This window comes from Devosia aurantiaca (assembly GCF_011058215.1).
Taxonomy (GTDB): Bacteria; Pseudomonadota; Alphaproteobacteria; order Rhizobiales; family Devosiaceae; genus Devosia; species Devosia aurantiaca.
Genome location: NZ_JAALFG010000002.1, coordinates 401,981 through 423,893 on the forward strand (window position 1 = coordinate 401,981; position 21,913 = coordinate 423,893).

Here is a 21,913-nt window from a genome sequence, read left to right on the forward strand (position 1 = left end):
GCCTCACGTCCGCACCCGCCGGAGCGGCCGAAGCGAAGCGACCGGCCAAAACCTGATGGCGACGGCAGCAAGAGCAACCAACTCCGCCACCAGCACTGCTATCGCCGCAAGCTCGACGTCAGCCGTATCGCTGACAAACACATAGCCGGTCGCACCAAGACAGGCCGCAAGATACCAATAAGCAAACCGCCCCAGCTCATTGCTCGCAACCAAGGCGCTACTCGCCGACGTCCAGAGCGCTCCTGCAACGGCACCAGCGCCGAGCCAAGCAAACAGTGCTGCGTCGGCCCCAAGCGCGCCAGCTGACACCCAGTCGAGAAGCGCCGGACCAAAAACAGTCAGGGCTAAAGCGCTTGGCACGGACACTGCCAAGGCGGCACCGATGTTGACGACGAGTAGCCGGTGGCTCAGCCCATGACCCATGGCTTGCGCCCGCGTCAGTTCAGGCACGCTGGCTCGGCTCACCAGATTGGCAAGCTGCAAGGGCACCCGGCTGATCGTCCGGCTCGCCGCAAAGACCGCCACAACCATCGCTCCGCCGGTGACTCCGAGCACCACGATCATGCCCTGCAAAATCACAGCATTGGCGCCGATCAGCGAAAAGGCGGCCGCGGACGGTCGCAATAGCGGCCGAATGCTCGACCATTGAGCCTGCTGGACACCCAGTTTCAGCCAGCGCGTCCTAGGCCGCAGGCAGATAAAATAGACCGCCCCAAACAGCGCCCGGACCACCAGCATGCCAAGCGACGCCACCGCGATATCCTGACCGGACCACGCGAGGCAGAGCACCACCACGCCCTCGACCGGCGTTGCCGCATCGAGCAGAAAAGTCCCCAAGGCGTATTGATTTGTGGCGCGGTAAACGATGTTCAAAACCACCATCTGCACGACGATCAGTGCATAAAGAGCGATGAACACTATGGCGGCGAACACGGCTCCGGGGCCTATCGCCTCGAAATGGACCGTATGACCGAACACCATCACGGCGCTGATGGAGGCGATGACGATTCCAAGCCCAACCGACACCGCGGTCATAAGGCTCCACAGGCTCTGCACCAGTTGCAGCGCCCCTGCTTGATCGCCACTCACAAACTTCCGCGTCAAATCCACCGCAGCCACCGTGCCCAGCCCTGCTTCGCTGAGCGCCAGATAGGTCGGGATCGTGGTGAGGAGCAGCCACACACCATAAAGCTCGGCGCCCCAAAGTCGGGTCAGCGCCGGCAGCATCAGCAACTGCAATGCCAAGACCCAAAATTTGCCCAGCAGGTTTGCCGCTGTCCCTTGCGCGATCCTCCTGGCTACGGCACCCATCAGCGCGCCAGTTCTGCCGCATCGAGTTGCCCTTCGCTGAGGCGCGCTTCGAAGCCGGCCAGGATCGCCTGCCCGCCCCACCGGACCACCGCTCGGTTGCGTGCCGCAACCGACAGTTCCGAATAAAGCACCGCATCATCGAGCAGCCGTTCGATTGCCGCTGCAAACGCGACTGCGTCGCCGGGCGGCGTCACCAGGCCACACCCTTCTACCTCGCTGGCAAGCCCCGTGCCTGACGCCGCGGTCACTACAACCGGTCGCCCCGATGCGAGCATATTGGTGAGCTTCGAAGGCAAGACCAGATCGGCCGCCTCGGCCCGTTGCGGCAAGAGATGCACGCTGGCAAGGCCCATCAACTCGTTGAGCCACTCTTTTGGCTGCAAGTCGCGAAACTGGATGTTCGGCAGCCCTTGTGCCCGCGCTTCCAGATCCGCTCGGGCCGGTCCTTCCCCGCAGATCACGAAGCACAGGTCGAATTTATGCCGTAGCAGCCGCGCCGCTTCGACGACGATCTCGGCACCCTGCTTGTTGGCGATATTACCGGAGTAAAGCGCCACAGAAGGCGTCGCTATCCCCCACTCCTCGCGGTAGCGCGAGGGTCCCGATAACGGCCGGACCGCATCGACATCCGCCCAGTTGCGAAACTCAACGACGCGATCCACCTCGACACCTTTGCGGATCAAGAGCTTGCACATTTGTGGTGAGATCGTGCTGACGGTTTCAAAGCTGCACAGCACAAGGCGCTCGAATGCAAATGCCATCCGCTTCAGCAACCCGGTCGGCCTCAGCAATCCTGTCGCCAGTGCCGCCTCAAGCTCGAAATCCTGGACATGCAACCAAGACCCGGCCCCAGCAGCGGCGGCTGCGAGCCTTGCCAGTGGCGCCGCAAGAAGCGACGGCGCCACGCCGATCACGACCTGCGGCCGCCAGACCAGGCTCAACCAAAGCAGCGGAAAAAAGCAGCTCAGCGCAAAGCTGAGATGATGCAACACGCGCCTCGCACCCGTCGGCCGCGCGGGAATATAATGTGGCACCCGCGTAATGCGGACACCTGCTTCCGTCGATTGTGAAAACCGAAAGCCGTATCCATACATGCTGCGCCAGGCTGGATAATAGGGCTGCCCCGCAACTACACGAACCTCATGGCCCATGCCCGCCAGGGCTTCGGCCATGCCCGTCGTATAAACAGCAATGCCAACGTGTTCCGGTGCATAGTTGAGACCGTGCACCAGGATCTTCATGCTGCCCGCACCTGAGGTTGGCTCTCGCAAAACCAGCGATAAGTCGCCTCGATCCCCTCGCGCAGCGCAATGCCCGGCGCCCAACCAGCGCGCTTCAGCTTCGCGACATCAAGCAGCTTCCGTGGCGTTCCGTCCGGCTTGGATAGGTCATGTTCGATCGCGCCCCGATACCCCACCACTTCGCAAATAAGCCTGGTTAGCTCCAGAATGGAAAGGTCCTCGCCCGAGCCGACATTGACCGGATCCGCGCCGGAATAAGTCTTCAGCAACAAAACCAGCGCATCGGCGCAGTCATCGACATGGAGGAATTCTCGATGCGGCGCGCCGCTCCCCAGATCGTCAGGCTCGCCTTATTTTCAATCTTGGCAAGATGCGCCTTCCGGATCAGCGCCGGCAGGACATGACCACTGTCGAGGTCGAAATTGTCTCCGGGGCCATAAAGGTTTGTCGGCATGGCCGAAATGAAATCTGCGCCATGCTGCTTCCGATAGGCCTGGCAGAGTTTGACGCCCGCGATCTTTGCCAAGGCGTACCATTCGTTGGTCGGCTCAAGCGCGCCGGTCAGCAGGGCATCCTCGGCGATCGGCTGCGATGCATATTTTGGATAGATGCAGGACGAACCAAGAAAAAGCAGCTTTCGGACATTGGCCCGATGCGCCGCGTGGATGACATTGGCCTCGATCATCAGGTTGTCGTACAAGAAGTCGGCCGGCGCGCGGTCGTTCGCGGCAATGCCGCCGACCCTGCCCGCTGCCACGATCACCCCGTCGAGCCTGGCTCCGGAAACGAAATCCTCGACCTGCTGCTGCTGCCTCAGGTCGATCTCGGATCGCTCGGTCGTCACGATCTCGCAGTTTTCGCGCTCAAGCCGCCGGACCAGCGCACTTCCGACCATGCCGCGGTGCCCAGTGATCCAGATGCGTCTGCCGGAAAGGTCAAACATCACGCAGCATCCAGAAGTCGCAGGTCTTCTTGCACCATTTCGGCCGCCAGCGTGCGCGCACTGGTCGCATGCGACCATCCGAGCCGCTCGCGCGCCTTACTCGCATCGCCCACGATCATGTCCACTTCGGTCGGTCTGAAATATCGAGGGTCTACCTCAACGAGGCACTTTCCCGTTCGCGCATCGATCCCGCGCTCTTCGACCCCCTCGCCGCGCCACTCAAGAGGGATGCCGACATCCTCGAACGCCCATGTTGCGAAGTTGCGCACCGAAGTCGCCTCTCCTGTCGCCAAAACGTAATCGTCGGGCTTGTCCTGCTGCAGCATGCGCCACATGCCCTCGACATACTCTCGCGCATGACCCCAGTCGCGCTTGGCATCGAGATTGCCGAGGAACAGCGTCTCCTGGCGCCCGCGATGAATGGCGGCAACAGCGCGCGTGATCTTACGCGTCACGAAGGTCTCGCCCCGCAATGGGCTCTCATGGTTGAACAGGATGCCGTTCGAGGCATGTATCCCGTAGGCCTCGCGATAATTGACTGTGATCCAATAGGCATAAAGCTTGGCAGCAGCATAAGGCGAACGCGGATAGAATGGCGTCGTCTCAGTCTGCGGCACCTGTTGCGCCATGCCGTAAAGCTCGGACGTCGAAGCCTGGTAGAAGCGGGCCTTGTCGGTCATGCCGAGGATGCGGATGGCCTCCAGCAAGCGCAACGTCCCGATGCCGTCGACATTGGCCGTATATTCAGGCGTTTCGAAGCTGACTTGAACATGGCTCTGCGCCGCAAGGTTATAGATTTCGTCAGGCTGCGTGTCCTGAACGATGCGGATCATGTTGGTGGAGTCGGTCAGGTCGCCGTAATGCAGCGTGAATTGCTGATTATCTTCGTGCGGATCCTGATAGATCTGCTCGATGCGGCCAGTGTTAAACGAAGAAGATCTTCGTTTCACGCCATGAACGGTATAACCCTTGTTGAGCAAGAGCTGCGCTAGATAAGCGCCATCCTGACCGGTAATTCCGGTAATCAGCGCGACCCGATTGTTCCCCAACACGTGCCCCCACGTATTCATCCGTAAGGGTTAGTGCATCTCAAAATCTCGCTGTCTGCAATACCTCGTCACGACGAAATTTTTGCGTACGTATATTGTGTAGCAGTCGTCGGCTTAACAATATTTCCGCCTCTCCATTGCCAAGCTACGTACAAGCGCTAACATCGGCCTTGGGTGACTGGGAGCGGTCAATATGGGTGGCGAGATTGACCTTCGTTCAGCGTTCGGCTTCCTGCAGCGACAGGTTCGCCTGATTATTATCGTCTTTCTTGCAACATTGCTTGTTGCGGGCTCGGTCATCCTCACCATGACGCCGATCTACACGGCTACGGCTTTGGTTATGGTGGATCCGGCCGACAAGAACTTGCTCGACCCGCAGGCGCAGGTCGGCGCGTCGAACGCCGTCGATGCCCGCATTGAGGGCGAAGTCCTGCTGGCCAAATCCGACAATGTCCTGCTGACCGTCATCGAAGAACATGACCTCGTCAACAATCCAGAATTCCGAGCCGGCTCCGGCACCCTCTCTCAGTTGCTCGGATTTCTCCGCCTTCTTGAACCGGCAAACAACACGCCGGAGGGAGCGCAACAGGAAGCGCTCGCCAAGCTGTCGCGCATGGTCAGCGTCGAACGCAATCGGGGCACCTTTTTGCTCTCGATTTCCGTCGCTTCCGAGAACGCCGATCAAGCATCTCTCCTCGCCAACGCTGTCGCGGCCGCCTACATCGAGACCCAACTTTCCGCGAAGGTGCAAAGCACCATCGACGCCCGCGACCTTGTTCTGCACCAGCTGGGCGCCGCACGGCAGGCGGTGATCGCTTCCGACGGTTCGTTCGATCGCTATGTCGGCGACAACCTTGCGACCATTATCGAGCAGACCGGCAATCCGGAACTCTCGAGCATCAGAAGCGAAGTCGATCGCCTCGGCGCGCTGCGCATGGCCGCCGCAGCCGAGCAAGCGACCCTACAAACCGCACTGGCCAGCGGCGACTATGCGAGGATCGCAAATACATTGGCTGACCCAACGCTCACCGATCTTGAGCTTCAGGCCCGTGCATCGACCCTGATCGAAGACAAGCGCGCCGCCCTGCAGCAAATCCAGGCCGACGAGGCCGCCCAGCTGCAGGCGCTGCAGCGCGCCATCCTCGCCTCCGATCTTTCCTCCAATACGCTTGCCGAAATCTACGACCTGCAGCAACAGGCCGAGCTGGCGCGACAGCAATATGACCAGCTGCAGGCCCGCTCGCAGCAATTGCAGGCGGAAGCCACGATGCAGCTCGCCGACAGTCGCGTCGTTTCGCCTGCCCTGCGACCGGCCCATGCCAGCTTTCCCAATACCGGCCTGTCGCTGATCCTTGTGGCTCTCTCTGGGCTCGCCCTCGGGATCGGCGTCGCCTTCATCTACGAACACTTCATCGGCGGCATCACCACCGACGAGCAGTTGGCAGCGCTGGCAAAGACCAACATGGCGCTGACCATCCCGCGCGCCAAGACGCCCTCGAGCCACAACAGCGTCTCCGATCTCGTGCTTGAAGCGCCCCTGTCGGCCTTCTCGGAATCCATCCGGCGGATTCGCACCAATATCGACCACCAGCTAGCCAAAAAGAACATCAACGGTCAGGACCGGGCGCCTGTCGTTGTCGTCACCTCGACGGTTCCGGGCGAAGGCAAGACCAGTGCCGCGCTGGCGCTGGCGCAATCCTATGCCCTCTCCGGCCGCAACACGCTTTTGGTCGATTGCGATCTCCGTCGCCCCGGCCTCCACGAACATCTGGGCCTGGCGCCCTCTCGTGGACTGATCGACGCCCTAGCTGCCCAGGACCCCGGCACCGCGCTGAAAAGCGCCATGGTCAGGACGAGGACACCAAGCTGCTGGCACTCCTCGGCTCCCACCGTTCAGCCGGTGCAACCGATCAGCTTGTCACCAGCCGCAATTTCGACAAACTCATCGCCGGCGCCGCGCAAGCCTTCGACATCGTCATACTCGATACGCCGCCCCTGGGCCCGGTCGTCGACGGCCTCTACATCGCCCGCAAGGCGGACGCCGTTATCCTGCTTGTCCAATGGGCGTCCACCAGCCAGCAGGACGTTCGCAAGTCGCTGTTGGCGCTCGACAGTGCCATCGACGAGCGCAATGTGCTGATCCCTGTACTCAACCGACAAGAAATCGCCGCATCGTCCTGGCACCGGCACTATGCGCACTACTACTCGCAGGAACTCGGATAGCGAACCTCTGGATCAGCTTCCGCTGGCATAGGTGAACTCGCGGACAAGCGTTCGCGCCATGATCCTGAAATCCAGCGCCAGGCTCCAGTTCTGAATATAGGCCAGGTCGTGATGCACGCGGGCGATGGCACGGCTTCTTTCCCTGGTCGATCCCCGAAACCCGTTCGCTTGCGCCCAGCCCGTAAGCCCGGGCTTTGCCGCGTGACGCTGGGTATATTCGGGCACAAGCTCGGCATAGAGCACGTCGCCCGCGAGCATCTCAGGCACATGCGGACGCGGCCCCACCAGGGACATCTGGCCAAGAAGAACGTTCAGCAATTGCGGCAACTCATCCATGCTGGTCCGCCGCAACAGATATCCAATCGTTGTGATCCTGGGGTCATCCCCGCCGGTTGCGTAGTACCCGCCAAGTCGCAGCGATCCGCATACATGGTGCGGAACTTATACATCGAGAACAAGCGCCCGCCCCACCCCTCCCGCGTCTGCGCCAGCAGCACTGGCCCGGGGCTCGTGACCTTTACGGCCACAGCGATCGCAACCAGCGCGGGCGACAGTAAAACCAGTCCCGCGCCCGCTCCGGCGATGTCCACGAGCCTCTTAGCAAGCAATGCCCAAGGCTTTGCTCGAAGCACGACCGGCTGGCCGAGCAATAAAGTCAGGCCGCTTTGGCTATCGCCGCCTGCCACACCAAGGCGGTCTCGCCCGATCGCATTCTCCGGCAGCGCATAGTCGAACAGCGTCATGGTCCAACATCCGTCAAGCGTTGTACTGCCGGCAAGGCCTTCGGGCCGTGCAAGAAGATTAACAATGTCTTAACGGAGTAAAGTCTGCGCCAACCTAGGCGTCAATTGTAAGGTTTACTGAATGCCCCGAGCCACTTGGGCGAGAATTACTGAGTGCGTGTCAGGCAACCTCAGCTGCCGCGGTCTTGAGGCCCCATGCCAAAAGCTCCTGCGCTTTTTCGGGGCTTGACCCTTCCACATAGCACCGCAACTCGGGCGCATTCCCGGACGCCCGGAAATGCACCATGTCGCCTTCTGCCGTCGTGACCTGCAGCCCGTCGATATTGGCCATCTTCTCGATGCCATACGGCGCAAAGAGCTTAGCTGCATAATCAGCGTTGTCCGTGAGACGGCTCAAAAACGCCGCGCTGCGGTCGCTTGGAACATTTTGCAGGCGATCGGACAGAGCATGCTGGAGAGGCAGTTCCGAAACGATCACGTCGAGAGCTTTGCCGTCGCGCGCCGCAAGCCCGAGCACCGCGAGGATCGGCAGAACGGCATCGCGCGTCGCCAATTCGGGCAAGGATGCTCCCGCCGCAACAACACCTTTGCCGATAAACGTGCCCCCATTGGCCTCAAAACCGACAACGGCGCTGTCGGCTCCGGACATGGCGGCCACGACATAAGGCGAGCCGACCCTGGTGCGGATCACCTGGGCAAACGAACCCGTGCGCTCGATGCCCGAATTGGACGTGACCGGCGTCACCACGGTCTCAGCGCCCAAAAAGCGCGCCGTCAAAAGACCCAGGACGTCGCCCCGCACGAAGGCGCCGCGCCCGTCCATCAGCAGCGGTCGGTCGCCATCGCCATCGGCGGACACGATCGCATCGAGCTGATGCTCGGCCAGCCAATGGGGCAGCGGCTCGAACACAGCGTCGGAAAAGGCTTCGGTATCCACGGGCACGAAACCATCGATACGCCCGAGGCTCACCGTCTCGGCACCAAAATGGCGGAGCAGCGAATGGAGAAGATCCCGCGCGACCGTCGAATGCTCGAACACACCGATCTTGAAGCCGCTGAGTTCGCCATCTGGCAAAAGGGCCTGATAACGCGCCACATAGCGCTCAAGCGCTGCCTGTGCCTCGTCCGCAATGTCGAACTCCCGATCGGCGACGGGCTGGTCCCGCAACGCTGCCAGGATGCCGGCTTCGTCATCCTTGCTGATCTCGCCGTCCGGCCGATAGAATTTGAGCCCATTGCGGTCAGCGGGAATGTGGCTGCCTGTGACCATGATGGAAGCACTGTCTGCTGCCATGGCGTGAAGCGCCAGCGCCGGTGTCGGCAGAGTGCCGCAATCGACCGGCTGCAAGCCTTCGGCGGCGATGGCAATCGCACAATCGCGAGCGATCGCGGGGCTCGACGGACGAAAGTCGCGGCCGATGAAAACCTTGCCACTGCCAAGCAGATCATGCTTTCGCAGATGCTCGATAAAGGCCCTTGTATATCGCCGCGCCGCTTGCCCCTCGAGCTCGACCGAAAGACCGCGCAACCCGCTAGTGCCGAATTTTAGACTATTGGCCGACATGGCACCCTCTTTTCGTGATCAGTCTTCGCCCACCGGCCCGCTGCGGTGGCGCTTGATATCGGAGCGGATGGACTTGCCCAGGAGGCGCCGCTGCTGGAGGCCAGCGTCGGCCGCGTTGCGATGCGCGGCTTTGGCGGATACGCGCCTTCCTTCAGCAAAGCCACCAGGCGCGCCAGTGCCTCGGCGCGATTGAGCGGCTGGTCGCGGTGCGAATTGGAGGTGATGACGATCACCCCTCCTTGGTCATCCGGCTACCCGCCAGAGCCGCCACCCGCCGCTTCATCGGCTCAGGAATGTTGGGGGAATTCCAAAGATCGAAGCGCAACTGCACGGCGCTCGCGACCTTGTTGACATTCTGCCCGCCCGGCCCCGAACCCCGCACGAAGCTTTCATCGATCTCAGAGGGATCGATGAACACAGTCCGCGTGATGAAAATCGGTTCTGCCACAGGACCCCCACCTACCCTCCCCTGAAGAAGGGGGAGGAACCTATCGTGCTAGTGGCACCACCCATCCACTCCCACCGGCACACTCCTCCCCCCTTCTAAAGGGGGAGGTTGGGTGGGGGTCTTTCATCGCTTCCAGCGCCCGGTGAAGTACACTTCCTCATCATGGATGACGCGGCCCTTTTCGGTGGTCCGGAACTTGCCCGGACCGGCCTCTTCCACCCACTTCTTCTTCAGCATGCCGGCAAAGGTCTTTTCGCCGATATCCTTGAAGTCATCTGGGCCAAGGACATTGTCCTCGCCCAGATGATAGAGCGCCTTCATCTCGCGATTGGACGGACGTTGCGGCATCAAGCGGCCTTCTTGGCCGCGTCGCGAAGGTCCGGCGGGGTCGCTTCGGCCATCAGCGACACCAGCGCGTCCATGAAGGGCTGCACCTGCTGGCCTTCGGTGCCGAGACGGCGGACCGACACGGTGCCCTCCTCGGCCTCGCGCTTGCCGACCACGAACATCAGCGGCACCTTGCCGACGGAATGCTCGCGCACCTTGTAGTTGATCTTCTCGTTGCGCGTATCGATCTCGGCGCGGATGCCGGCGTCGCGCAATTGGCGCACAAGCTTTTCCGCATACTCGTCCGCTTCCGAAACGATGGTCGCGACGACGACCTGCCGCGGCGCCAGCCAGAAGGGCAGTTTGCCCGAGCTGTTTTCGATGAGGATACCGATGAAGCGCTCGAAGCTGCCAAGCACCGCACGGTGCAGCATGATCGGATGGTGCTTGGCGCCGTCCGCGCCTACATATTCCGCGCCCAGCCGCTCCGGCAGGTTCGGATCGACCTGCAGCGTTCCGCACTGCCAGTCGCGGCCGATCGCGTCGGTCAAAACGAATTCGAGCTTGGGGCCATAAAAGGCGCCTTCACCGGGGAAGATGGTATAATCGTAGCCGGCTGCCTTGCAGGCATTGCCGAGCGCGGCCTCGACCCGATCCCAGCTATCTTCCGAACCGATGCGCTTTTCCGGGCGCGTCGAGAGCTTGATGCGCCAGTCGGTAAAACCCATGTCGGCATAAACATGCGCCAGAAAGTCGATGAACTTCTTGGTTTCAGCTTCGATCTGGTCTGCCGTGCAGAAGATATGAGCGTCGTCCTGAGTGAATCCGCGCACGCGCATGATGCCATGGAGGGCGCCCGACGGCTCATAGCGGTTGCAGGAGCCGAACTCGGCCATGCGTAGCGGCAGGTCGCGATAGGATTTGAGGCCATGGTTGAACACCTGCACGTGGCAGGGGCAGTTCATGGGTTTCAGCGCATTGACCGTTTTGGTCTTGGCATGTTCCTCGTCCACTTCGACGATAAACATGTTCTCCTGGTAATTGTCCCAGTGCCCCGAAGCTTCCCAGAGCTTGCGGCTGACGACCTGCGGCGTGTTCACCTCGACATAACCATCGGCGCGCTGCATGCGCCGCATATAGTCCTGCAGCGCAACATAGATACTCCAGCCATTGGGGTGCCAGAACACCTGGCCAGGCGCCTCCTCCTGCATGTGGAAGAGGTCCATCTCGCGGCCCAGCTTGCGGTGGTCGCGCTTTTCGGCCTCTTCCATCATGTAAAGATGCGCGTCGAGTTCTTCCTTGCTCGGGAAAGCCGTGCCGTAGATGCGGCTCAGCACTTCGCGATTGCTGTCGCCACGCCAATAGGCGCCGGCAACCTTGGTCAGCTTGAAAGCCTGGCCGACATCCTTGACGCTGCGCATATGGGGCCCGCGGCAGAGATCCTTCCACTGCCCCTGCGCATACATCTTGATCGACTGGTCAGCCGGAATGGCGTCGACCAGCTCGACCTTGAAAGCCTCGCCCTTGGCTGCAAACCAGGCCTTGGCCTGGTCGCGGCTCCAAACTTCCTTGGTAAATGCCGCACCGCGATCGACAATTTCGCTCATCTTCTTTTCAATCGTGCGCAGCTCGTCTTCCGTGAACGGCCCGTCCGGACGGTAGAAGTCGTAGTAAAAGCCATTGTCGATCACCGGACCGATCGTCACCTGCGTATCGGGCCAAAGCTCCTGCACCGCTTCCGCCAGGACGTGCGCGGCATCGTGCCGGATCAGCTCAAGCACATCCTTGGAGCCGCTGTCGCGCGTCACGAACTCGATCTTGCCATCGGCGTCGAGCGCGTCCGAAAGATCGGACAAGACGCCGTTCCACTTCATCGCCACCGTCTTCTTGGCCAGCGACTTCGAGATTCCCTCCACGATCTCGGTGCCGGTAGTGCCGCGCGTATAGTCGCGAGCAGCACCATCGGGGAACGTCACCTTGATCGACATTTTGGAAACTCCAGAAAAGCTAAAGAGCTATGAGGCGGCCTGAATAGCATGATTTACATTCCATGCCAGCCCGAAGCCATGCGGGCATAAGAGTAGACCTCATGGTGAGGTGCAGAGCGTCAGCGCAGCCTCGAACCACGAGGTCGTGGCACTAAGCCCACCGCCCATATCCCCACGGCCGCCACCATCTGCCCGCATCCGGCAGCACTTCCGGCACCGGATCATAGCCATGCGTGCCGCCCGGCCGGCAGCGCACGACGCGCGCCAGTCCCATCCAGCCGCCAGGCCAGAACCCAAACCGCCAGATGGCGTCGCGCGTGAATTCCGAGCAACTGGGCGCGTGCCGGCAGGTCCGCCCCATGAACATCGACAGCGAGTAGCGATAGCCCGTGATCAACACGACGGCGACGGACTTGAACGGCAGGTCAACCGCACGCCAGAAAAGATCGATGACTCTTTGCATCAGCCCGCCGTCGCAACTTCCTGCTGCGACTCGATCTTTTCCAGCGCGGCAGCCACGGCATCGAAGACGAGCATGGTCGACATGTGTCGATTGGGATAGCCCCGCACCGGCTCGAGATATTTGAGATCATCCCACCTGCCCGTCGGCGGCACACCATCGCCCTTGAGCATCGCCTGCATGGCGTCGCGAACCTCGACGAACTCGGCGACCGGCGTTCCGACGATCTGCTGCGCCACGATCGCCGCCGAGGTCTGCCCCAGTGCACAGGCCGAAACATCGTGCCCATAGGCGGTGATGATCCCGCCGCGAACGACCACATCGACCTCGATCAGCGACCCACAGACCCGGCTGACCTTGCGCGCACTCGCGTCCGGCGCCGCAAGCCGCCCCGGCTGGGGGCATTTCCCGCCAGATCCAGGATCTTCTCGGAATAGAGATCGCTTAGCTCCATGGCGCCGACAATTCTGTTTCTTGTTCCGCAACTGCTCCGCTCATATATAGGAGCTCTCGTTTCTGCTGTCAGGGTAAGACCCCGTCGAAGATCCAGCGCGCCATTCGTCGCGTAGTGAGTACCGGTTGCAGGCAAGGAGCTTGACCGAATGGACGCCCGAGTGAACGCCCCCAAATCGATTACGCCCGCCAACGATCCAGCGCCCCGCCCGACCCGCGAGGAGGCCGAGGCCGCGGTGCGCACCCTGATTGCCTGGGCCGGCGATGATCCGCGCCGCGAGGGCCTGCTCGACACCCCTGCCCGCGTCACCAAGGCCTATGGCGAACTCTTTGCCGGCTACGATCTCAGCGCCAAGGACGTCCTTTCCAAGACCTTCAAGGAAGTCGGCGGCTATGACGATCTCGTCCTCGTTAAGGGCATTCCCTTCTACGCCCATTGCGAGCACCACATGGTGCCCTTCTTCGGCAAGGCCCACATCGCCTACCTCCCGCATGACGGCGTAGTTGGGCTTTCCAAGCTCGCCCGCCTCGTCGAAGTCTATGCCCGGCGCCTCCAGACGCAGGAAACCATGACCGCGCAGATCATCGACGCCATCAACGAAAACCTCGGGCCGCGCGGCGCTGCCGTCATGCTCGAAGCCGAGCATATGTGCATGACCATGCGCGGCGTGCGCGCCCACGACGTCAAGACCGTTACCCACCGCTTCACCGGCGTCTTCGCCGAAGACCGCGTCGAGCAGGACCGCTTCTTCGCCATGGTGCGCTGACGCTTCCATGACCATCGCCTTCACCGATCCCACATCGCTCGACCACGCGGCGCTCGAAGAAGGCACCGCCTTCGCTCCGCGCTTCGATGCCAACGGCCTCATCACCGTGGTCACCGTCGAAGCCGGCAGCAACGACGTGCTGATGGTCGCCCATATGAACGGCGAAACTCTCTCGCTGACGCTCGAGACCGGCATCGCGCACTACTGGTCCCGCTCCCGCCAGTCGATCTGGAAAAAGGGCGAAACCTCCGGCGAGCTGCAGGAAGTGGTCGAGCTCCGCACCGATTGCGACCAGGATTGTCTAGTGATGACCGTGCGTCAGACCGGCCGCGGCGCCGCCTGCCACACCGGCCGCAAGAGCTGCTTTTACCGCCGCGTTACCGTCGACGCGGGCGAAGCCAGGCTCGAAGACACCGGCCTGCCCCGCCTCTTTGATCCCAAAGCCGTCTACGGCTCCTGACGCCGTTCAAAGATCGGCACCAGGAAAAAGCCCGCGGCAAAGCCGCCAAGATGCGCCTGCCAGGCGACATTGATCGCCGCGCCGGTGATCATGGGGATCAAAGGCACCGCCGCGTTGAGTAAGAGCCAGATCAGCGCGAACCAGCGCGACGAGGGATGCACGAACACTTCCCTGATGCTGGCAAGCCGCCGCCCCAAAACCACCGGCTGCCCGGTTTCGGGATGGCGGGCCACGACCACCGGCTGGAAGATGAAGCGGATCGCCGCCCCCGTCAGCCCCGCGACCCCGCCCGAGGCGCCGATCAGGTAGACACCGTCATAAAGCGTCGTCACCGCGAAAAAGCCCGCCCCCGCGATCGAAGACACCGCAAAGATCGCCAGCATCGGCCCTGCCCCATAGCGGCGGGTCAGCGGCGTCGCAAAGATCACGAGCCACGCGACGTTGATCAGCAGGTGATCCCATCCGCCATGCAGAAGCGCATGCGTCACCGGCGACCAGATCAGCGGCAGGGCATAGCTGATGTCCTCCCCCGCCAGCACGAAGCGATAGGGTTGGAACGCGAACCAGTAGAGGAGCTCGATCAGACCCTCTTCGTTAAGAACAAGGGTTGATGCCAGGTGAATCAACACCATCAGCCCCGCAAGGCCGGTGACCGCCGCGGGCAGGAGAAACACCGGCTCATGCGCCGGAGGCTGCGGCGGCGTCGGCGTTTGCGCTTCTTCACTCATGCGTAATGTCCTCAAACGGCGGCGCTGCGGGCTTTGGCGTTAACTTGTCCACAAATCGCCACAGGCGTTAACCTTAACTATTCTTTAAGCGGGCTTTCCGTCCCGCCTTTTGCGATTGTCACTGCGTCGCGGGCGGACCTCAGGGGAGGTCTCCGGATCACCAAAAGCGGACTTACCCATGCAGATGCCGAGCACCAAGACGCTCTACACCTATTGGAACACGATTCGGGGTTCCCGCAGCGCGCCCGATCGCCGCGACATCGACCCGACCCGCATTCGTGAAGCGCTTGCGAACACCTTTATCCTCGAGCTCGACGATGCCGACAAGTTCAGCTTCCGTCTGGCAGGGTCGCACCTTTGCACCGCCTATTGCCGCGAGCTCAAGGGCCGCTCTTTTTCCGCGCTCTGGCATGACCGCGACAGCGACGCCATCGAGACGCTGATCCGCGCCGTCACCGAAGATCATGCCGTCGCGCTCGTGACCTTCCAGGGCACCACTGCCCTCCACACCAAGGTCAGCTTCGAAACCATCCTGATGCCGCTTCGGCACAATGGCTCGACCCATACCCGCGTCCTCGGCTCCATGTCGGCGCTCGACGAGCCCTATTGGCTGGGTGTCCAGCCGGTGATCGAACAGCGCATCACCGGGTTGCGGCTGATCTGGCCGGACGAGATCGCGGCCGAAGACAACGTGCGCGAAGTGGTTTCCAGCGTCGTCAACGACGTTGCCTTCGCCCATGGCGGCGGCGCGCCCATGGCCCTCCCGACCACAGTTTTCGGTCGCTCGGCCCGCCGATATGCCCATCTTGCCGTCATTGATGGTGGACGAACCTAAAACTTTCGGGCGGAGCTTTTGGGGCGCTTTGCAAGACCTGTTCTCACTATGTATTAACCAAAACCCTGTAACGTCGCTGTAAGTTTTTGCAGGGCGTGGAACAGGTTGACGCATGCTGAGTGACGATATCGCCGCGCCCCTCAACTCTGCCTTCTCGCTGAGCCCGGCGAGCGAACGTCGCTTCCAGCGCGTCAACGTCTCCATTCTCGGCCGCTACATGCTGGCCGATCGCCGCGAATTCCCCTGCCAAGTCCTGTCCATGTCGCCCGGCGACGCGCTGGTCATTGCCCCGGTCGCCGGCATTGTGGGCGAAAAGGTCATCGCCTATCTCGACCATCTCGGCCGCATCGAGGGCACGATTTTGAGCCAGGTTGAAGGCGGCTTCCTCATGGATATCGCCGCTTCCGCCCGCAAGCGCGACAAGATGGCGGCGCAGCTCACCTGGCTCGCCAACAAGGATCTGCTCAACCTGCCCGAGGATCGCCGCCACGAACGCGTCGTCCCGGACATTCGTCACTCCACCGTCGTGCTCGACGATGGCCGCCGCTACAATTGCAAGATCATCGATATTTCGCTTTCCGGCGCCGCCGTCGAGCTCGATGTCCGCCCGGCCATGGGCACGCCGATCACCCTAGGTCGCATGCGCGCCCGCGTGGTTCGTCACTTCCAGAATGGCGTCGCCGTCGAGTTCGCTTCGGCCCAGGAAATGCTGACCGTGGTGCAGCAAAACCTGCGCATGAACTAGCCAGACCGGCGTGGTAAACGCCGCCTGAAAACACTTGATACAATTCGCATAAAACTTGGCGCTTAGTTTTCCGAACCGCCTAAGCCGCGCCGCCTAACGTGGTCTCCATCAGGGAGACGACGAATGGCAATCAACAAGAACTGGCTGGCGGCGATGGTGTGCAGCGCGCTTCTGGCGCTCGCGGCCCCGGCCACGGCAAACGACTTCACCAACGTCGCCTATATCCAGATGCCGAAACGCCGACCTCCATCCCCGTCGGCCATCTCGAATTCTGCAAGTCCCGTCCGGCAGAATGCCAGCGCAACGATAAGGTCGTCCCGGCAACGGCGCTCGACGACACCACCTGGCAGCAGCTGGTCTCGATCAACGCCTACTACAACCAGACCATCGTCCCCGTCACCGACGAGCAGCTCTACCAGACGGCCGAATTCTGGACCTACCCGAACGGCTACGGCGATTGCGAAGATTTTGCACTGATCAAGCGCCGCGACCTGATCGCTGCCGGCTGGCACCCTCCACCCTGATGATCGCCGTGGTCAAGGAAGCCAATGGCAATGGCCATGCCGTCCTGATCGCCCGCACCGACCGCGGCGACCTCGTTCTCGACAACCAGGTTGGCTCGATCGATCTGTGGAGTGACACGCCCTACAAGTTCATCAAGCGCCAGTCGCAGTCCGACGCCGGCCAGTGGGTCGACATGCTCGACAGCCGCGACACCGTGGTCGCCACCGCCAGCACCAACTGACCAGTTCCGGACCCCGCCCCTGATAGGGGTCTGAAGAGCAAGGCCGGCCTGCGAAAGCAGCGCCGGCCGCGCTATTTAGAGCGGCAGCGATACATAAAGGCTCAAGAACAAAAGACCGGTGATGAAGGCCCAGCCAAAAGCGACAACGGCCGAGATCAAGACCGACGTCATCGATAGCGTGCCATCTTTTTCCTGGCGCCAGCCGACCTGCAGCATGATGTAGGGCCCGCACACAAAGCTCATCACCAGGTGCCCAAAGGCGCCCAGCGTTGTCTTGCCGTCCAGCCGCAGCATCGCCTGCTGCTTGGTGCGCCACTGGTAAAAGTGCGTCCCCGCGCCCGAAAGACACAGACCCACGCCGATCAAGAACGCCGCCAACAGCAATTCCTTGCTCATGATCAATCCCTCGCCAGCCGTAGCCCGACCCAAACTCTTTACGATTTGTTAAGCATATTGGCTGCCCTAATGGCTGTCATCCCCGCGAACAAAGCTTGGTTAATTCGGTCATGAGCTTTTCCACAGAGGCAGATAGCCGTTCATACGGCGCCGGCATCCCCTACAATCTTGCAGGGTTGACGCTGCTGGTTCTGCTTGTGGCTGTCGGCTTTGCCTACGTCATCGACCAGGCAGGACGCTCCGGCGGCCTCGTTGAGCCCCAGCTCGCAGACGCAAACCTCGTGCAGCAGACGATCGGCGGTCGCGAGCTCAACATTCCGGCCAATTGGTTCCGCTATGGCGAGCAGATCAAGGGCGGCTTTGCCAGCCAGGTCGATCTTAGGTTCAATCTCGATCTCTCTGCCGACGCCAAGCCGCTACCGGTCGAAGTCACCCTTCTGCCACGCAGCCGCGCAAGCGCCAGCAGCGAATTGCTGGATCGCGTTTACCTGCATCAATTTGGTTCTGGAACGAGGGAAGGCTATCCGGGGCTGGTGGGCAAGCCCATGATGGCGCGGGAAGGCTATGAAGGCGAAACCGTCTGGTACGACGCGCTCTCGCCCAATCCCTTTGTCGCCAAGTGCGCGATCGAGGTCGATCCCAGCCTTCCCGACAGCTGCCTGCGCACCATTCACCTGCAAAGCGGCATTGCCGCTGTGCTCAAGTTCGACTCCACGGCGCTGGCCGACTGGCGCCGCTTCGATGACGAACTGGCCCTTTGGTTGGGCCAGATCGGCGCGCTCTGATCAGTCGATATCTTCGAGGTCGATATCGAGGATCGACATGTTGAAGATATAGGACTTGTCGCCGTCTTCATCGTCGGCATGGATCAGGCCGATCGACTCGTCACCCAAAAACACCTCGACGGAGTCGTTGAGCTTGGCACGCGGACGCACGTCGATGTTCTTGTTGTTGAACTTCTGCTGCAAAAATTTCTGAAGCTTGATGATCTCGGGATGGTTCACGAGCACATTCCTTGGCTGTTCGGGGTGCCGGCAATCTAGTGCCTCGACCAAGGCTGGCAACCCCTGCGCACCGGTCTTATCCGGTAAAACGCCGCAGAGCCCCCTTGCGTTCGTTTCGAACCAATAGAGATGCATCTCCGCTCACGCCAAACGTGCAGGCCGCCATCAGATGAAGGTGGGCAGATCCTAGCTGACTTGATCGTAAACGAGCACCATCTGGTCCATGACCAGGGCAGGCTGCGCACAGCCGGCTTCACCGATGACCTTGGCCGGAACCCCGGCCACCGTCACCCGCGGCGGCACTTCCTTGAGCACGACCGAACCGGCCCCGATGCGCGAGCAATCGCCGACCTTGATATTGCCGAGCACTTTCGCACCCGCGCCGATCAGCACGCCATTGCCGATCTTGGGGTGACGATCCTGATCCGACTTGCCCGTGCCGCCCAGCGTCACGCTCTGCAGCATCGAGACATTGTCGCCCACAACCGCAGTCTCCCCGATAACGAGGCCGGTGCCGTGATCGAGCATGATGCCCTTCCCCATGGGAACGGCGGGGTTGATGTCGACCTGGAACACCTGGCTCGACCGGCTCTGAAGATAAAGCGCAAAATCGCGTCGACCGGCCTTGACCATGGCATGGGCGAAGCGATGCGTCTGGATTGCCTGGTAACCCTTGAAGTAAAGCAGCGGCTCGACGGCGCGATGGCAGGCCGGATCGCGCTCCATGGTCGCCGCCAGATCGACACGGGCCGCGATGCCGATCTCGGGATCGTCACGCAGCGTCTCGGCAAAGGCCTGGCGAATGAGGTCGGCAGAAACGTCTTCATGATCGAGCCGCGCAGCTAAGCGATGGGCCAGCGCTTCCTCGAAACTGTCGTGATTGAGAACCGTGGACAAAACGAGGTTGGCCAGGGACGGCTCGTTGTCGAGGATCTGGCGAGCCCCGGCGCGCACGGCTTCCCATACCGGATCTACCGATTGGATCTGCACCGACTTCTTGGCATTGCCGCTCATCTCGCCAGACTCCGCGTTTATCGAGAAACACCGATATAAGGCAGATCGTTCTTCCAAACAAAGCCTCTGCTGAGCATTTGGTTCACGAAATTGAACGAGGCGGAAATGTCCTGCTCAAAAACTCCAGCGCCGCAGCCTTGAAAAGCTTGTCCCCGGTCGCCCGCATATGGTCGCGCTTGGGGATGAGATAGGCCTCGCCTTCCGGCAAAATTTCCGCCAAGGGCTCTGGCCGGCCCGCCATTTCGTCGGCCTCGCCCACCGCCACCAGTACCGGCACGGCGATGCGCCGCACATCGGCGCGCGCCATTGGCTGACGCGAGGTTTCCATGCAAGCCGCCAGCGCCTCCCGATCCGAGCCCGTGTGATCGGCAAAAATGCGGAATTGCCGCGCCGTCGGATGCGTCAGATCGGCCAGCCCCGGCGCCCGCAAACCGGCAATGATGTCATTGCCGTCGGTCAGCCCATTGATGAGATTGACGCCCATGCCGCCCAACACCATCGCGGCCACCCGCTCCGGGTGATCATAGGCAAGGAAAGCGGCAATGCGCGCGCCCATCGAATAACCGATCACCCCGGCCCGCTCGATCCCCAGATGATCCAGGAGCACCAGCGCATCGCCAGCCATTTGCGTTGGATAATAAAGCTCCGGATCGTGCGGCTTCGCCGATTGCCCATGGCCGCGATTGTCGAGCGTGATCGCCATATAGCCCGCGCCCGTCAGCGTCTCCACCCAACCCGTATCGATCCAGTTGACTTTCCCGCTCGACGCAAAGCCATGGATCAGAAGAATCGGTTCGCCCAAGCCATGGGTCTCGTAGGCAAGTTCGAGGCCTGAAGTGGTGAAGCTGGGCATGATCGCTCCGCTGGTTGCTTGTCTGGGTTTTGCGGCTCCCGGTGACAAAAGCAAGGCCTTTGCGCTTTTCTTGGGCGATCCCTTTGGCTATGTTCAGAACGCATTCATCAAGACCCTCCAGGACCCTCCATGGCCCACGGCACGACTCCGCACTTCCACAACACCGAAGGCCTCCGCGCCATCGAAGTTGGCTCCAAGGAATTCCAGTGCGTCGGCGCCCTGCCCCCTTTGATCACCCCCATGTCTTCCTCGACATGGGCAAGGATAGCGAGATCGTTTGTCCTTATTGCTCAACGCTTTACGTCTATAAAACTGAGCTCGGTGCTGGTCATTCCAACCCCGCCTCCGCAGTCTTCGAGCCCCGCGCCGCCTGAGTCTGACCATGCCCGCCGAGGGCCGCTCCTTCATCATCGCCGGCGCTGGAATCTCCGGCCTGACCCTCGCGCTCGCCCTCGCCAAATGGGGCGCGACCGTCGTTGTCCTCGAAAAAGCCAGACGCTGCAAGAGTTTGGTGCCGGCCTCCAGATCAGTCCCAACGCGCGGTTCGTGCTCGGTCAACTCGGACTCGATGAATCGCTGACCCGCCTCAGCCTCGAGCCCGAAGCGCTCGACGTCTACCGCCAGGGCGCACGACGTCCCCTACTCAGCATGGAACTCGGCCCCATCGTGCGGCAGCGTTTCGGCTCGCCCTATGCCGTCATGCACCGCGCCGACCTCGCCGACCTCCTCTATAAAGCCTGCCGGCGCTTCGCCAATATCGACATCGTCTTCGGTGTCCGTCGGTGGGACGTCGTCTCCCACGCCCGCGGCGTCACCGTGGCCATCGACGAAGCGGACGGCCAAAGCCGCACCACCCGTGCCGACGCCTTTATCGGCGCCGATGGCGTCCATTCCCGCACGCGCCGCGACGTGCTCGGCGGCCCGCCAGCGCAATTTCAGCACCGCATCGCCTGGCGCACCCTCGTGCCCTTGAAGGCCGTTGCCGGCCAGATCCACCCCAGTCGCGTTTCCGTCTTCTTCGGCACCGGCTTCCACCTCGTCTGCTATCCGCTACCGCATCGCGGCCAAGCCAATCTGGCCCTGTTCATGCCCGCCAAGCCTGACGAAAGCACTCAGCCGAAGCCGCTACGACCGGGCCCAATCGTCGAAGAGATCCTCGACATGGCTGGCGCTAACTGGACCCCATGGCCGCTCTACACCGTCGCGACCAGCACCTGGTTCACCGGCAACATCGGTCTTCTCGGAGATGCCGCGCACGCCATGGTGCCCTTCCAGGCCCAGGGCGCCGCCATGGGCATCGAAGACGCCGCGGTGCTGGCCCCGCTTCTGGTGAACTCCCAACACGCCGAAGACGCCTTCCGCCAATTTGCCGCGCTCCGCCAGGACCGCGTCCGGCGCGTTGCCGCGCTTTCGGCACAGAACGGGCGCATCTTCCACCTGCCCTGGCCGTTAAGCCTGGCGCGCGACACGGTCATGTCCATGCAGGGCCAACGCGCCCATCTCGATCGTCTGGGGTGGATCTACGAGCACAAGGCGCTCGCCGAAGGCTCGTTCTCGTGAAGGCGCGGCCGGCCTCGCCCCTTGCTTTGGCGGGCAAGCCTGTGTCAATTGCAGCC

Annotated in this window: 23 protein-coding genes and 4 pseudogenes; 10 read left to right on the top strand and 17 right to left on the bottom strand. The window is 61.8% G+C overall.

The features are described from left to right. Positions 1 to 3: 3 nt before the first annotated feature. The 4 genes and pseudogenes from G5575_RS09540 to gmd all read right to left on the bottom strand — a co-directional run bounded on the left by G5575_RS09540 (position 4) and on the right by gmd (position 4,565). Positions 4 to 1,311 (bottom strand): lipopolysaccharide biosynthesis protein, encoded by a 1,308-nt coding sequence (locus G5575_RS09540; RefSeq protein WP_164534115.1) that lies wholly within the window; start codon positions 1,309 to 1,311, stop codon positions 4 to 6. Next, positions 1,311 to 2,552, bottom strand: coding sequence for a WcaI family glycosyltransferase (locus G5575_RS09545; RefSeq protein WP_164534116.1), 1,242 nt, complete (start codon positions 2,550 to 2,552; stop codon positions 1,311 to 1,313). The genes G5575_RS09540 and G5575_RS09545 overlap by 1 nt, the downstream gene beginning before the upstream one ends. Further along, a pseudogene (gene fcl / locus G5575_RS09550) lies at positions 2,549 to 3,495 on the bottom strand (GDP-L-fucose synthase). Before fcl ends, G5575_RS09545 begins: the two are co-directional and overlap by 4 nt. Further along, positions 3,495 to 4,565, bottom strand: a complete 1,071-nt coding sequence (gene gmd, locus G5575_RS09555; RefSeq protein ID WP_164534117.1) for a GDP-mannose 4,6-dehydratase — start codon at positions 4,563 to 4,565, stop codon at positions 3,495 to 3,497. The pseudogene fcl and the gene gmd overlap by 1 nt, the downstream one beginning before the upstream one ends. Before the next feature lie 172 nt (positions 4,566 to 4,737). Here gmd and G5575_RS09560 point away from each other — a divergent pair, with 172 nt between their 5' ends. Then, positions 4,738 to 6,684, top strand: a complete 1,947-nt coding sequence (locus G5575_RS09560; protein ID WP_164534118.1) for a GumC family protein — start codon at positions 4,738 to 4,740, stop codon at positions 6,682 to 6,684. 95 nt (positions 6,685 to 6,779) lie between these two features. Here G5575_RS09560 and G5575_RS21085 read toward each other — a convergent pair whose 3' ends face one another. From G5575_RS21085 to G5575_RS09595, 8 genes and pseudogenes are all read right to left on the bottom strand, one after another. Then, the gene (locus tag G5575_RS21085) at positions 6,780 to 7,103 is read right to left on the bottom strand and encodes a sugar transferase (RefSeq protein WP_268904408.1); all 324 of its coding nucleotides are present in this window, start codon (positions 7,101 to 7,103) and stop codon (positions 6,780 to 6,782) included. Further along, positions 7,079 to 7,510: a sugar transferase gene (locus G5575_RS21090; RefSeq protein WP_268904409.1), complete on the bottom strand. Its 432-nt coding sequence runs from the start codon at positions 7,508 to 7,510 to the stop codon at positions 7,079 to 7,081. The genes G5575_RS21085 and G5575_RS21090 overlap by 25 nt, the downstream gene beginning before the upstream one ends. A 160-nt stretch (positions 7,511 to 7,670) precedes the next feature. Beyond that, positions 7,671 to 9,074 carry a phosphomannomutase gene (locus G5575_RS09570; protein ID WP_164534119.1) on the bottom strand — a complete coding sequence of 468 codons (1,404 nt, stop codon included), beginning with the start codon at positions 9,072 to 9,074 and terminating at the stop codon, positions 7,671 to 7,673. An 18-nt stretch (positions 9,075 to 9,092) separates the two neighbouring features. Continuing rightward, positions 9,093 to 9,522: pseudogene (arfB, locus tag G5575_RS09575) on the bottom strand (alternative ribosome rescue aminoacyl-tRNA hydrolase ArfB). 123 nt (positions 9,523 to 9,645) lie between these two features. Then, the gene (locus G5575_RS09580) at positions 9,646 to 9,870 is read right to left on the bottom strand and encodes a hypothetical protein (RefSeq protein ID WP_164534120.1); all 225 of its coding nucleotides are present in this window, start codon (positions 9,868 to 9,870) and stop codon (positions 9,646 to 9,648) included. Further along, complete coding sequence (thrS, locus tag G5575_RS09585) at positions 9,870 to 11,837, bottom strand: threonine--tRNA ligase (RefSeq protein WP_164534121.1); 1,968 nt, start codon at positions 11,835 to 11,837, stop codon at positions 9,870 to 9,872. Before thrS ends, G5575_RS09580 begins: the two co-directional genes overlap by 1 nt. Before the next feature lie 151 nt (positions 11,838 to 11,988). After that, a complete protein-coding gene (yidD, locus tag G5575_RS09590; protein ID WP_164534122.1) occupies positions 11,989 to 12,300 on the bottom strand; it encodes a membrane protein insertion efficiency factor YidD in 312 nt (103 codons plus the stop codon). After that, the gene (locus G5575_RS09595) at positions 12,300 to 12,617 is read right to left on the bottom strand and encodes an iron-sulfur cluster assembly scaffold protein (protein WP_328765954.1); all 318 of its coding nucleotides are present in this window, start codon (positions 12,615 to 12,617) and stop codon (positions 12,300 to 12,302) included. The genes yidD and G5575_RS09595 overlap by 1 nt, the downstream gene beginning before the upstream one ends. Positions 12,618 to 12,899: 282 nt before the next feature. Here G5575_RS09595 and folE point away from each other — a divergent pair, with 282 nt between their 5' ends. Further along, a complete protein-coding gene (gene folE, locus G5575_RS09600) occupies positions 12,900 to 13,517 on the top strand; it encodes a GTP cyclohydrolase I FolE (protein WP_164534123.1) in 618 nt (205 codons plus the stop codon). 7 nt (positions 13,518 to 13,524) lie between these two features. Further along, positions 13,525 to 13,977 (top strand): phosphoribosyl-AMP cyclohydrolase, encoded by a 453-nt coding sequence (hisI, locus tag G5575_RS09605; RefSeq protein ID WP_164534124.1) that lies wholly within the window; start codon positions 13,525 to 13,527, stop codon positions 13,975 to 13,977. On the opposite strand, the gene G5575_RS09610 is transcribed toward hisI, so the two are convergent. Then, a complete protein-coding gene (locus tag G5575_RS09610; protein ID WP_164534125.1) occupies positions 13,965 to 14,705 on the bottom strand; it encodes a rhomboid family intramembrane serine protease in 741 nt (246 codons plus the stop codon). The two genes, hisI and G5575_RS09610, sit on opposite strands and share 13 nt — an antisense overlap. Positions 14,706 to 14,883: 178 nt before the next feature. Here G5575_RS09610 and G5575_RS09615 point away from each other — a divergent pair, with 178 nt between their 5' ends. The 3 genes and pseudogenes from G5575_RS09615 to G5575_RS09625 all read left to right on the top strand — a co-directional run bounded on the left by G5575_RS09615 (position 14,884) and on the right by G5575_RS09625 (position 17,030). Next, the gene (locus G5575_RS09615) at positions 14,884 to 15,540 is read left to right on the top strand and encodes a PAS domain-containing protein (RefSeq protein ID WP_164534126.1); all 657 of its coding nucleotides are present in this window, start codon (positions 14,884 to 14,886) and stop codon (positions 15,538 to 15,540) included. A 112-nt stretch (positions 15,541 to 15,652) separates the two neighbouring features. Next, the gene (locus tag G5575_RS09620; protein WP_164534127.1) at positions 15,653 to 16,285 is read left to right on the top strand and encodes a PilZ domain-containing protein; all 633 of its coding nucleotides are present in this window, start codon (positions 15,653 to 15,655) and stop codon (positions 16,283 to 16,285) included. A gap of 158 nt (positions 16,286 to 16,443) precedes the next feature. Continuing rightward, positions 16,444 to 17,030, top strand: a pseudogene (locus tag G5575_RS09625) (transglutaminase-like cysteine peptidase). 75 nt (positions 17,031 to 17,105) lie between these two features. Here the strand turns inward: G5575_RS09625 and G5575_RS09630 are convergent. Next, complete coding sequence (locus G5575_RS09630) at positions 17,106 to 17,426, bottom strand: DUF6949 family protein (RefSeq protein WP_164534128.1); 321 nt, start codon at positions 17,424 to 17,426, stop codon at positions 17,106 to 17,108. 110 nt (positions 17,427 to 17,536) lie between these two features. Between G5575_RS09630 and G5575_RS09635 the strand changes: the two genes are divergently transcribed. After that, entirely contained in the window at positions 17,537 to 18,211 is a 675-nt protein-coding gene (locus G5575_RS09635; protein WP_164534129.1) for a hypothetical protein, read from the top strand. On the opposite strand, the gene G5575_RS20360 is transcribed toward G5575_RS09635, so the two are convergent. The 3 genes from G5575_RS20360 to G5575_RS09650 all read right to left on the bottom strand — a co-directional run bounded on the left by G5575_RS20360 (position 18,212) and on the right by G5575_RS09650 (position 20,297). Then, positions 18,212 to 18,430: a DUF3126 family protein gene (locus tag G5575_RS20360; protein WP_164534130.1), complete on the bottom strand. Its 219-nt coding sequence runs from the start codon at positions 18,428 to 18,430 to the stop codon at positions 18,212 to 18,214. Positions 18,431 to 18,616: 186 nt separating this feature from the next. After that, positions 18,617 to 19,444, bottom strand: a complete 828-nt coding sequence (gene cysE / locus G5575_RS09645) for a serine O-acetyltransferase (RefSeq protein ID WP_164534131.1) — start codon at positions 19,442 to 19,444, stop codon at positions 18,617 to 18,619. An 82-nt stretch (positions 19,445 to 19,526) separates the two neighbouring features. Next, positions 19,527 to 20,297 (bottom strand): alpha/beta fold hydrolase, encoded by a 771-nt coding sequence (locus G5575_RS09650; protein WP_164534132.1) that lies wholly within the window; start codon positions 20,295 to 20,297, stop codon positions 19,527 to 19,529. 129 nt (positions 20,298 to 20,426) lie between these two features. On the opposite strand from G5575_RS09650, the pseudogene G5575_RS09655 reads away from it, so the two are divergent. The 3 genes and pseudogenes from G5575_RS09655 (at position 20,427) to G5575_RS09665 (ending at position 21,857) form a co-directional block, all read left to right on the top strand. Continuing rightward, a pseudogene (locus tag G5575_RS09655) lies at positions 20,427 to 20,671 on the top strand (zinc-finger domain-containing protein). Between the two features lie 8 nt (positions 20,672 to 20,679). Beyond that, complete coding sequence (locus tag G5575_RS09660; protein WP_164534133.1) at positions 20,680 to 20,877, top strand: FAD-dependent oxidoreductase; 198 nt, start codon at positions 20,680 to 20,682, stop codon at positions 20,875 to 20,877. Then, a complete protein-coding gene (locus G5575_RS09665) occupies positions 20,844 to 21,857 on the top strand; it encodes an FAD-dependent monooxygenase (RefSeq protein ID WP_164534134.1) in 1,014 nt (337 codons plus the stop codon). The genes G5575_RS09660 and G5575_RS09665 overlap by 34 nt, the downstream gene beginning before the upstream one ends. Positions 21,858 to 21,913: the final 56 nt, after the last annotated feature.

Excerpts from the sequence above, each read along its gene's own strand:
- G5575_RS09540 (WP_164534115.1), bottom strand. The coding sequence starts at position 1,311 with ATGGGTGCCGTAGCCAGGAGGATCGCGCAAGGGACAGCGGCAAACCTG.
- G5575_RS09545 (WP_164534116.1), bottom strand. The coding sequence starts at position 2,552 with ATGAAGATCCTGGTGCACGGTCTCAACTATGCACCGGAACACGTTGGC.
- gmd (WP_164534117.1), bottom strand. The coding sequence starts at position 4,565 with ATGAATACGTGGGGGCACGTGTTGGGGAACAATCGGGTCGCGCTGATT.
- G5575_RS09560 (WP_164534118.1), top strand. The coding sequence starts at position 4,738 with ATGGGTGGCGAGATTGACCTTCGTTCAGCGTTCGGCTTCCTGCAGCGA.
- G5575_RS21085 (WP_268904408.1), bottom strand. The coding sequence starts at position 7,103 with ATGGATGAGTTGCCGCAATTGCTGAACGTTCTTCTTGGCCAGATGTCC.
- G5575_RS21090 (WP_268904409.1), bottom strand. The coding sequence starts at position 7,510 with ATGACGCTGTTCGACTATGCGCTGCCGGAGAATGCGATCGGGCGAGAC.
- G5575_RS09570 (WP_164534119.1), bottom strand. The coding sequence starts at position 9,074 with ATGTCGGCCAATAGTCTAAAATTCGGCACTAGCGGGTTGCGCGGTCTT.
- G5575_RS09580 (WP_164534120.1), bottom strand. The coding sequence starts at position 9,870 with ATGCCGCAACGTCCGTCCAATCGCGAGATGAAGGCGCTCTATCATCTG.
- thrS (WP_164534121.1), bottom strand. The coding sequence starts at position 11,837 with ATGTCGATCAAGGTGACGTTCCCCGATGGTGCTGCTCGCGACTATACG.
- yidD (WP_164534122.1), bottom strand. The coding sequence starts at position 12,300 with ATGCAAAGAGTCATCGATCTTTTCTGGCGTGCGGTTGACCTGCCGTTC.
- folE (WP_164534123.1), top strand. The coding sequence starts at position 12,900 with ATGGACGCCCGAGTGAACGCCCCCAAATCGATTACGCCCGCCAACGAT.
- hisI (WP_164534124.1), top strand. The coding sequence starts at position 13,525 with ATGACCATCGCCTTCACCGATCCCACATCGCTCGACCACGCGGCGCTC.
- G5575_RS09610 (WP_164534125.1), bottom strand. The coding sequence starts at position 14,705 with ATGAGTGAAGAAGCGCAAACGCCGACGCCGCCGCAGCCTCCGGCGCAT.
- G5575_RS09615 (WP_164534126.1), top strand. The coding sequence starts at position 14,884 with ATGCAGATGCCGAGCACCAAGACGCTCTACACCTATTGGAACACGATT.
- G5575_RS09620 (WP_164534127.1), top strand. The coding sequence starts at position 15,653 with ATGCTGAGTGACGATATCGCCGCGCCCCTCAACTCTGCCTTCTCGCTG.
- G5575_RS09630 (WP_164534128.1), bottom strand. The coding sequence starts at position 17,426 with ATGAGCAAGGAATTGCTGTTGGCGGCGTTCTTGATCGGCGTGGGTCTG.
- G5575_RS09635 (WP_164534129.1), top strand. The coding sequence starts at position 17,537 with ATGAGCTTTTCCACAGAGGCAGATAGCCGTTCATACGGCGCCGGCATC.
- cysE (WP_164534131.1), bottom strand. The coding sequence starts at position 19,444 with ATGAGCGGCAATGCCAAGAAGTCGGTGCAGATCCAATCGGTAGATCCG.
- G5575_RS09650 (WP_164534132.1), bottom strand. The coding sequence starts at position 20,297 with ATGCCCAGCTTCACCACTTCAGGCCTCGAACTTGCCTACGAGACCCAT.
- G5575_RS09660 (WP_164534133.1), top strand. The coding sequence starts at position 20,680 with ATGCCCGCCGAGGGCCGCTCCTTCATCATCGCCGGCGCTGGAATCTCC.